We start from the raw sequence: 9,669 nt of genomic DNA on the forward strand, positions 1-9,669 counted from the left end.
AAGTCAAACGACTGATGATTTCCGCCGCCGCCTTGATGCTGGTCGCGGCGCCCGCCGTTCAGGTCGAGGCGTGGGGCAGTTCGGGCCATCGGGTGATCGGCGTGGCGGCGATGCGGGCCCTGCCGGACGACCTGCCCGCCTTCCTGCGCACCCCGGCCGCCATCGCCGACGTGGGCGAACTGGCGCGCGAGCCCGACCGCTGGAAGGGCGCCGGCCAGCCGCATGATCGCGAGCGCGACACCGCCCACTTCGTCGATCTGGACGACCAGGGGCGCGTCTACGACCAGCGCGGGATGAGCCTCAACGACCTGCCGCGCCTGAAGTCCGAATATGACGCCGCCCTGACCAAGGCCGGTTTGGACGTCAACGACGCCGGCTATCTGCCCTACGCCATGATGGACGCCTGGCAGCAGCTGGGCCGCGACTTCGCCTATTGGCGCGTGCTGAACGCCGCCGAGAAGCGCGAGACCAATATGGAGCGTCAGGCCTGGTATCGCGCCGACCGAATCCGCCGCGAGGCCCTGATCCTGCGCGACATCGGCGTCATGGGCCACTATGTCGGTGACGGCTCGCAACCGCATCACACCAGCATTCACTACAACGGCTGGGGCGACTTCCCGAACCCGGAAGGCTTCACCAACTCGCGTCAAACCCACGCCCTGTTCGAGGGCGAGTTCACCAACCGTGTCGCCCGTCTGGACGCGGTCGAGGCCGCCATGCCGGCCGCCAACCTTGACGGCTTCGACGTCAAGGCGCGCACCGTCTCCTACCTGACCACGACGCTCGGCACGGTGATCCCCTTCTATCGGCTGGAGAAGGCCGGCGGTTTCCGCGACGCCGATCCGCGCGGCGCGGCCTTCGTCAACGAACGTCTGGCGGCGGGCGCGGGCGAACTGCGCGACTTCATCGTCTCCGCCTGGACCGCCTCGGGCAGCGCCTCCATCGGCTGGCCCGCCGTCAAGGTCGCCGAGGTCGAGGCCGGAACCGCCGACCCCTGGATCGCCATGGTGGGCGAGGACTGAAGCCCTTCAACCTACTTTCGTCATCCTCCGACGAGCGCAGCGAGATCGGGGGACCCAGCGGCGCCAACGGCGATGTGTCCACCGCGCGATGCCTGAGGGTCGCGTCCGCGACAGTTTCGCGCTCTCGCGCGCCGCTGGGTCCCCCGGTCCCGCTTCGCGGCCCGGAGGATGACGAAGACGAGGGGTGCTTTCCGCGCGTGGGCTGAGGCGTTAAGCAGCGCCCATGTCCGACCTCACTCCCCCCGCTGTCATCCTCGACAAGTCGCAGATGGCCGAGAACATGGGCGCCGTGGCGCGGGTGATGGCCAACTTCGGCCTGTCGGACCTGCGCCTGGTCAGCCCCCGCGACGGCTGGCCCCAGGAGCGGGCCTGGGCCACGGCCTCGGGCGCCGACTGGGTGCTGGACGGGGTTCGGGTGTTCGACAGTGTCGCCGAGGCCATCGCCGACCTGAACACCGTCTTCGCCACCACCGCCCGCCCGCGCGAGACGCGCCAACCCGTGCGCACCCCGCGCGAGGCCAGCCGCGTCCTCTATGACGACACGGCCTCGGGCCTGAAGACGGGCCTCTTGTTCGGCGGCGAGCGCGCCGGGCTGGAGACGACCGACATCGCTCTGTGCGCGGGCATCGTCACCATTCCGATCGACCCGAAGCACCACTCGCTGAACCTAGCCCAGGCCGTGGCGATCAACGCCTATGAATGGCGCACCCTGATCCTGGACGCCCCGCCGCCGCGCTTCCGCGACAGCGAACCGCCGGCGTCGAACGACCTGCTGGTCGGCATGTACGAGCATCTGGAGGAAGAGCTGGAAAACGGCGGCTTCTTCTACCCGCCCGAGAAGAAGCGCTCGATGAGCCAGAACCTGCGCGTCATGCTGGGCCGCGCCGCCTTCTCCGAGCAAGAGGTCGCCACCATGCGCGGCGCCATCCACGCCCTGTCGCGCGGCCGCGGCCGGGTCCTGGCCAAGCTGGCGGCCGAACGGGCGGCGAAGGTGAAGACGGACACGCCTGAGTGAAGCCTTGGCTGATCTATCCGCTGGCGGCCCTGGCGGAGATCGGCGGCTGTTTCGCCTTCTGGGCTTGGCTGAAGCTGGATCGTTCACCCCTGTGGCTGGCGCCCGGCGTCGCCTTCCTGATCGCCTTCGCCTGGCTCCTGACCCTGGTCCCCAGCGAAGTGGCGGGCCGCGCCTTCGCGGCCTACGGCGGCGTCTATATCTGCGCCTCCCTGATCTGGATGGCGCTGGTCGAAAAGACCCCGCCGGATCGCTGGGACATTCTGGGCGGCCTCGTCTGTCTGGTTGGCGCCGGGCTCATTCTGTTCGGCCCGAGGGGCTGACCTGCTTCGGCTTGGCTTGGCCGCCTTGATCCTCTATTCTGGCCCCAGCCATCAGGTCGCCCCGTGCGGCCAGGCCGGCGCGCCGAGTTTGGTTTGCGAATCCGGTCCGACGCCCGTCGATAACCTGGCGTCACGACGAAACTTCCGTTCGATTGGAGGCCGCCGTGGCGCGCAAACTGACACTTGATTTCCTCAAGACCGAGGCCGCATCCGGCTCGGCCCTGGCGCTCGCCGCCATCGCCGCCGTGGCGATCGCCAACTCGCCCTGGTCGGCCGACTATTTCGCCTGGCTGAAGAGCGACCACGTCTTGCAGATCGGCCCGATCCGGCTGGAGGAGACGATCTCCGACTGGATCAAGGAAGGTCTGATGGCGATCTTCTTCCTCGTCGTGGGGCTGGAGATCAAATACGAGATCGTGCGCGGCGAACTCAGCGACCCGAAGAAGCTGGCGACGCCTGTGCTGGCGGCGCTTGGCGGCATGGCGGGGCCTGCAGCGGTCTATCTGCTGCTGTCCGGCGCCATCGGCGCGCCGCATGCGGGCTGGCCCATCCCGCTGGCGACCGACATCGCCTTTGCGCTGGCCATCTTCGGCTTTGTCGGCAAGGGCTTGCCCTCGTCGCTGCGGGTCTTCCTGCTGACCCTGGCCATCGTTGACGACCTCGGCGCCATCGCCCTGATCGCTGTGCTGTTCAGCGAGGGCGCGAACTGGACGCCGCTATTCTGGGCGCTGGGCGCTCTGGCTGTCGGCGCGGTCGCGGCGCACCGCATCCGCATCCCCGCGCCCTTCTGGGTGCTGGGGTTCGCCCTGGTCTGGTATCTGACCGTGCTGTCGGGCCTCAGCACCTCCCTGACCGCAGTGGCCTTCGCCATGATCGTGCCGATCAAGGGGCGCGCCGAAGACGGTCAAAGCCCGCTGAAGGAGGCGATGCACGATCTGCATCCGTGGAACGCCTTTTTGGTCCTGCCGCTGTTCGCCTTCGCAAAGGCGGGCGTCTCCTTCGCCGGCCTGTCGATGGAGCAGGCGTTCGCGCCCCTGGTCATCGCCATCGCCCTGGGCTTGTTCTTCGGCAAGCAGATCGGCGTCCTGGGCGCCGCCTGGCTGGCCTCGGCGCTGAGGATCGGCGCGCGGCCGACGGGCGCCAGCTGGCTGCAAGTCTATGGCGTCTCCCTGCTGTGCGGGGTTGGCTTCACCATGAGCCTGTTCATCGGCGTCCTGGCCTTCCCTGGCGCGGTCGATTCGCCCGAGCAGGTCGAGGTCAAACTGGGCGTTATCGGCGGCTCGATCCTGTCGGCGATCGCGGCGGCCCTGGTGCTGGGTTTCGCCGGTCGGGCCCGCCAGGTGGATCCCGCCGCCCTGCACCCTGAGGTCGAGCCTCTGGGGCCGAAAGACGGGCAAAAACTGACCTAGCGTCAGCGTTTTCTGTCGCTTCCCTGACACACAAAGGCGAATCCGCGGCGAAAAATCGTCGCGGCGAACAACGCTCGCTTGTCGGTCGGCCCGAACCGCGCTTAGCCTGTCCCTAACGAATGATCCCCCACGTAGGGGACGTCGAGGGAACAGGAAACGCTGCGATCGCCACTGGCGTCGCGGCTTCAGCCGGGAGGACGCCTATGCGCCGCAATCTTCAACTCAGGACCACCGTGTCCGCCGCCGTCATGGGCGCCGCCGTCATGGGATTCGCCGGCGTCGCCGCCGCGCAGGAAGCCCCGGCGACCGTCGACGACATCATCGTCACTGCCCAGAAGCGTGAGCAGAGCCTGCAGGACGTGCCGATCGTGGTCACGACCCTGTCGCAGGAACTGCTGGACGGCGCGGGCGTGCAGGACATCAAGGATCTGCAGATCCTGACGCCCGGCATGACCGTCACTTCGACCCAGTCAGAAGCCTCCACCACCGTGCGCATCCGCGGCGCCGGCACCGTCGGCGACAACCCCGGCCTGGAAAGCTCGGTCGGCGTCGTGATCGACGGCGTCTATCGCTCGCGCAACTCGGTCGGCTTCGGCGATCTGGGCGAACTGAGCCGCATCGAGGTCCTGAAGGGCCCGCAGGGCACCCTGTTCGGCAAGAACACCTCGGCCGGCGTCATCAACATCATCACCGAGCGCCCCTCGTTCGATCCCTCGATCGCGGGCGAACTGACCGGCGGCAACTTCGGCGCCATCGGCGGTTCGGTCTCCGTCACTGGCGGCCTGACCGACCAGATCGCCGGCCGTCTGTTCGTCGCGCACCGCGAGCGTGATGGCTTCTACGACGTCAACAACGGCGACGGCCCCAACACCCGCAAGGATGACCAGACCCAGGACTACTGGACCACGCGCGGCCAGCTGCTGATCCTGCCCAGCGACGACGTCTCGGTGCGCCTGATCGCCGACTACACCAAGCGCGAGGAATACTGCTGCGTCGCCGTGCAGACGCGCGTCGGCCCAACCCAGGCCTTCATCGCCGCCCTGACCGCGCCGAACGGCCCGGGCCAGCGTCCGCCGGTCGCCGGCTTCGGCACGGTGCCCTTCTCGCGTCTGGCCTATTCCAACCGCGAGACGCCGCAAGAGATCGAGGACATGGGTCTGTCGGCGGAAGCGACCATCGACTTCCCCAGCATCAACGCCACCCTGACGTCGCAGACCTCGTGGCGCGACTGGTCGTTCCAGCAAGGGATGGACCTGGACTACACCGGCGCCGACATCCTGTACCGCGCCAACGACGGCTCGAACGGCTACGGCGTCGACAACCTGACGCAAGAGTTCCGCCTGGCCGGCACCTCGGACAAGCTGGACTGGCTGGTCGGTCTGTTCGCGACCAAGGAAGGCGTCTATCGCGACGACAGCTACGTCTATGGCTCGGACTACAACGCCTTCGCCTCCCTGCTGCTGACGGCCTCGCTGCCGGCGGCCGTGGGCGGCCCCAGCCCGTCGCGCCTGGGCTGCTTCACCAATCCAAACGGCTTCCTGGTCGGCACCGCCGGCGCGGCCGCGGGCCAGCCGCTGTGCGTGATCGGCGCGGTGCCGCCCAGCGCCGCCGCCCCGACCTTCGGCGTCGGCAAGGCCTATGAAGACCACTATTCCCAAAAGTCGGAATCGGTCGCCGTGTTCACCAACAACACCTATCGGGTGACCGAGGCCTTCGATATCAATCTGGGTCTGCGCTACACCTACGACAGCAAGCGTCTGTTCGGGATTCAGGACAACCTGGGCACCAACGGCGCGGCCTGCGGCGGCGCCCTGGCCAATCAGAACCCGGCCAACCGCACCGTGTCGCCGATCCCCGGCACCGCCAACGTCGCCACGCCGGCCGCTGCGCTCGGCCTGCTGTGCCTGCCTTGGTCCAACCCGCTGTATGATGGTCGCCGGATCCAGGAGAAGTTCAGCGACACCGACCTGTCGGGCACGATCAAGGCGTCCTACCGCTTCAATCCGTCGATCATGGTCTATGGCTCGTACGCGCGCGGCTACAAGGGCGCGGGCTACAATATGGACCGGGTGCAAACGGGCGTGACGCCGGACGCCTCGCTGTTCTTCAAGGCCGAGACCGTCGACAGCTATGAAGCGGGCGTCAAGACGACCCTGTTCGACCGCACCATGCTGCTGAACGTCACCTACTTCGATCAGAAGTTCGAGAACTTCCAGCTGAACACCTTCCTGGGCACCGCCTTCGTGGTCGAATCGATCCCGGAACTGACCTCGCGCGGCGTCGACGCCGATATGGTCTGGTTCACCCCGGTCGAGGGCCTGAGCTTCCAGGGCGGCGTGACCTACACCGACGCGAAATACGGCCAGTTCGGCGCCGGCGACCTGTCCAGCCCCGGCCGCTTCCCGCAGCTGTCGCTGCTGCCGGGCGCGCGTGCCTCCTTCGCTCCGGAATGGTCGCTGACCGGCGCCCTGGCGTTCGACCGCGAACTGGGCGGCGGCCTGCGCGGCGGCTTCAACCTGTCGGCCAAATATTCGACCGAATACAACACCGGCTCGGACCTGCTGCCGTACAAGAACCAGGACGCCTTCACCGTCGTCAACGGCCGGGTCTCGATCGGTTCGGCGGATGAGCGCTGGACGCTGGAGGTCTGGGGCCAGAACCTGCTGGAAGAAGAATACACCCAGGTCGGCTTCGCCGCGCCGCTGCTGGGTACGGCCTTCACCAACACCACGACGCCGCAAGCCAACGGCACCTTCTACAACCAGGCCACCGACACGGCGACCTACAACGCCTACCTCGGCGCCCCGCGCACTTACGGCGTGACGCTGAAGGTCAAATACTGATCGCCAGCCCTCAAGGCTGACCGACCAAGGGCCGACCGGGAAACCGGCCGGCCCTTTTTCTTTGCAATCAAGCCCGTTGGCGGGCGCGACCTCGCGTTGTCACAGCAGGCTCTCGTTATCGACTTTTCGCCGATCGACCGGTTTCTCTCGTCAAGCCATGCTGGACGCGGAGTTCCACTGCCCGATACAAGGCTTTGTCGACGCACTGCGTCCATTGAGGAAGCGAATGCGTCATCAGAAGTTTCGAACGCCCGTCTGGCGCGGTTATGCCTTCGCCATAGCCGCCTGGCTGGTCGCCTTCGCTATTCGCTACGGCCTGGCGCACTGGTTTCCGCCGGGCTTTCCCTATCTGACCTTTTTTCCGGCCGTCGTGCTGGTCGCCTTCTATGCGGGCCTGCGCCCGGCGGTCCTGACAGCGACCCTGTCGGGGTTGTCGGCCTGGTGGTTCTGGATCGGCCCGGCTGGGTTCGACCTCAGCGTCGCGACCTTCGTCGCGATCGGCTTCTATGCCTTCGTCGTCGCCGTCGACATCTTCTTCATCGTCGGCATGGACAAGGCGTCAGGAAAGTTGGCGCGCGAAGTCGAGCGCAACGCCGCGCTCGCGGAAAGCCGCGACATTCTGCTCAGAGAAGTGCAGCACCGGGTGTCGAACAATATTCAGGTGGTCAGCGCCTTGTTGAGCCTGGAGGCGCGCGCCGCCGCCGACCCAGGCGCCAGAAAGGCTTTGGCCGACGCCTCGTCCCGCACGGGTCTGGTGGCCCGCATCCAGCGCAGTTTGGCCGACGCAGACCAGAAGAACACCGCTTTTCAGGATTTGGCGCGATCGATCGTCGACGATGCGCTGACGGCGGCCGCGCGTGACGACGTGATTGTCTCCATCTCCAGCGGCGACGTGGTTCTGTCGGCCGAGGAGGCCACGCCCGTGGTCCTGATCATGCTGGAGTGTGTCAACAACGCGCTGGAGCACGCCTTTCCCGACCGGCCAGGCCGGATCACGATCGATCTGTGCGACGATGGCGCGGTTCGCACGCTGACGGTCGCCGACGACGGCGTGGGGGTTACTGAAGCGGCGAGCGGCGAACCGACGAGCCTGGGCCTGCGGATCATCACCGCCCTGGCCCGCCAGCTGGGCGGAGAATGGTCCCTGCAGCCCTCATCGCCCGGCGCGATCGCCCGCCTGTCCTGGCCCAGCGCGCCCGTCGCGTACTAGAGCGGCGGATACCACCCCGCGAAGAAGGTCTCGGTAGAGAAGGCTCCGCGAAGGCGTAGGCTCTCCGCGCCATCATTTTCCAGGAATTGGCAGATCGGCTGCGCGTTGCGCTTAGTCTGTTCCGGTCCGGATCGACGCGAAAAACCTGGCTCTTTCAGAACCGTCACCCTCGGGCGCTTTACCGAGGGTGACGGAGACGGTGACGAAGGTGCGGTGTGAAAGGCGCCGCGCGCTACTCCACCAACGGCCCCTGTCTGGGTTTCGCCAACTCCCGCTGCCCGGCCGTCTTTCGGCTCAGGATGCGGCGGCCCCAGCCGGCGATGTCGTCGACGATGGTGAAGATGGCGGGGATGTAGAGCAGGGACAGGAAGGTCGATGAGATCAGTCCGCCCAGCACGGCGATGGCCATGGGTGAGCGGAACTGGACGTCGGCGCCCACCCCAAGGGCGATGGGCACCATGCCGGCGCCCATGGCGAATGTGGTCATCAAAATCGGCCGGGCGCGCTTGTGCGCCGCATCCATGATGGCCTCGTGGCGGGGCATACCCTCTCGCTCGGCCATGATGACATAATCCACCAGCAGGATGGAGTTCTTGGCCGCGATCCCCATCAGCATCAGCACCCCGATCAGGGCCGACATGGAGAAGTTGGCGCCGCCGATAGCCAGGGCGATGAAGGCGCCGCCGATGGCCAGCGGCAAGGCCGCCATGATGGTGATCGGATAGGCGAAGCTTTTGAACAGCAGCGTCAGAACCGCATACATCAGCAGAATGCCCGAGGCGAAGGCGATGGCGAAGCCGGTCAGCATCTCCTGAATGAACTCGGCGTCGCCGGCCGGCACCTGACGCACGCCGGCGGGCAGGTTCTTGACCGAGGGCAGGCGGTTGACCGCCGCGCCCGCCGCACCGGTGGTGATGCCGTCCAACTCGGCGCTGATCGAGGCGATACGCGACCGATCCTGGCGGGTGACGGTGGCGGGGCCGGCGCCGAACTGGATATCGGCGACGGCGCTGAGTGGGACAGAGGTTCCGCCCGTCGCCGGCACGCGCAGGTTCTCCAGCACGGTCAGATCCTCGCGCGCATCTGCGGTCAGTTGCAGGCGGATCGGGATCTGGCGGTCGCCGAGATTGTACTTGGGCAGGTTCTGATCCACGTCGCCGATGGTGGCGACCCGCACGGCTTGAGAGATGGCGCCCGCCGAAACGCCGGCCAGGGCCGCCTCGTCGGGACGTGGCGTGACCAGAATTTCGGGTCGGGCGATGGCGGCCGAGTTGACGACGTTGGCCAGGCCGGGGACGCCGCGCATCTCTTCCTCGACCTTTCTAGCCGCTGCGTTCAGGGCGTCGGGATTATCGCTGAGGATCGAGAAGGTGTAGCTGGTGCCATCGCCGGGACCGCCGCCCTGCTGGGCGATGCCCGCACGGATGCGGGCGCCAGGGATCTGTTTCAGCTCGTCCACCATGGCGCGGGCGAAGGCCTGCTGGCTCAGTTCGCGGTCGCCCTTGGGGACCATGTCGGCATAGACATTGGCCTGGGTCACGTCCTGACCGCCGATGGCGGCATAGACCGAGATCACCTCGGGGCGGGCCTCCAGCCGCTTTGTGACCTGCCGAACCACGGCGTCGGTCTGGGCCAGCGTCGCGCCAGGCGGCAGTTCGACCTGGAAGGCGGCGCGGGCGGTATCGCCGGGCGACATGAATTCGAACGACATCTTGGCGATGACGGCCGTGGCGATGGAGCCAAACAGAAACAGCACGCCGAGGATCAAGACTTTCCACCGGTTGCCCAGCGACCAGCGTAGCGCCTTCAGATAGCCGCCCATCCAGAACGGATCGCGATCCTCATGGTTG

General features: G+C 67.1%; 7 protein-coding genes. 6 read left to right on the top strand and 1 reads right to left on the bottom strand.

The features are described from left to right. The 6 genes from B3T77_RS14785 to B3T77_RS14810 form a co-directional block, all read left to right on the top strand. Positions 1-1,022: S1/P1 Nuclease (locus B3T77_RS14785; protein WP_292080588.1), on the top strand; the 1,022-nt coding region annotated here is incomplete at its 5' end. A gap of 223 nt (positions 1,023-1,245) precedes the next feature. Beyond that, positions 1,246-2,037, top strand: coding sequence for an RNA methyltransferase (locus B3T77_RS14790; RefSeq protein WP_292080589.1), 792 nt, complete (start codon positions 1,246-1,248; stop codon positions 2,035-2,037). Beyond that, positions 2,034-2,357: a YnfA family protein gene (locus B3T77_RS14795; RefSeq protein ID WP_292080590.1), complete on the top strand. Its 324-nt coding sequence runs from the start codon at positions 2,034-2,036 to the stop codon at positions 2,355-2,357. Before B3T77_RS14790 ends, B3T77_RS14795 begins: the two co-directional genes overlap by 4 nt. 164 nt (positions 2,358-2,521) lie before the next feature. Beyond that, on the top strand, positions 2,522-3,766 hold the full coding sequence (gene nhaA / locus B3T77_RS14800; protein ID WP_292080591.1) for a Na+/H+ antiporter NhaA: 1,245 nt from the start codon (positions 2,522-2,524) through the stop codon (positions 3,764-3,766). Positions 3,767-3,969: 203 nt separating this feature from the next. Beyond that, on the top strand, positions 3,970-6,609 hold the full coding sequence (locus B3T77_RS14805; RefSeq protein WP_292080592.1) for a TonB-dependent receptor: 2,640 nt from the start codon (positions 3,970-3,972) through the stop codon (positions 6,607-6,609). Between the two features lie 226 nt (positions 6,610-6,835). Then, positions 6,836-7,819, top strand: a complete 984-nt coding sequence (locus B3T77_RS14810; RefSeq protein ID WP_292080593.1) for a sensor histidine kinase — start codon at positions 6,836-6,838, stop codon at positions 7,817-7,819. A 232-nt stretch (positions 7,820-8,051) separates the two neighbouring features. Here B3T77_RS14810 and B3T77_RS14815 read toward each other — a convergent pair. After that, the coding region (locus tag B3T77_RS14815; protein WP_292080594.1) for an efflux RND transporter permease subunit at positions 8,052-9,669 on the bottom strand (1,618 nt) is incomplete at its 5' end.

Source organism: Brevundimonas sp. UBA7838 (genome assembly GCF_002500885.1).
Classification (GTDB): domain Bacteria; phylum Pseudomonadota; class Alphaproteobacteria; order Caulobacterales; family Caulobacteraceae; genus Brevundimonas; species Brevundimonas vesicularis_C.

What these genes read in the sequence shown, in the direction of transcription:
- B3T77_RS14805 (WP_292080592.1), top strand. Translation starts at nt 3,970, where the DNA reads ATGCGCCGCAATCTTCAACTCAGGACCACCGTGTCCGCCGCCGTCATG.
- B3T77_RS14810 (WP_292080593.1), top strand. Translation starts at nt 6,836, where the DNA reads ATGCGTCATCAGAAGTTTCGAACGCCCGTCTGGCGCGGTTATGCCTTC.
- B3T77_RS14790 (WP_292080589.1), top strand. Translation starts at nt 1,246, where the DNA reads ATGTCCGACCTCACTCCCCCCGCTGTCATCCTCGACAAGTCGCAGATG.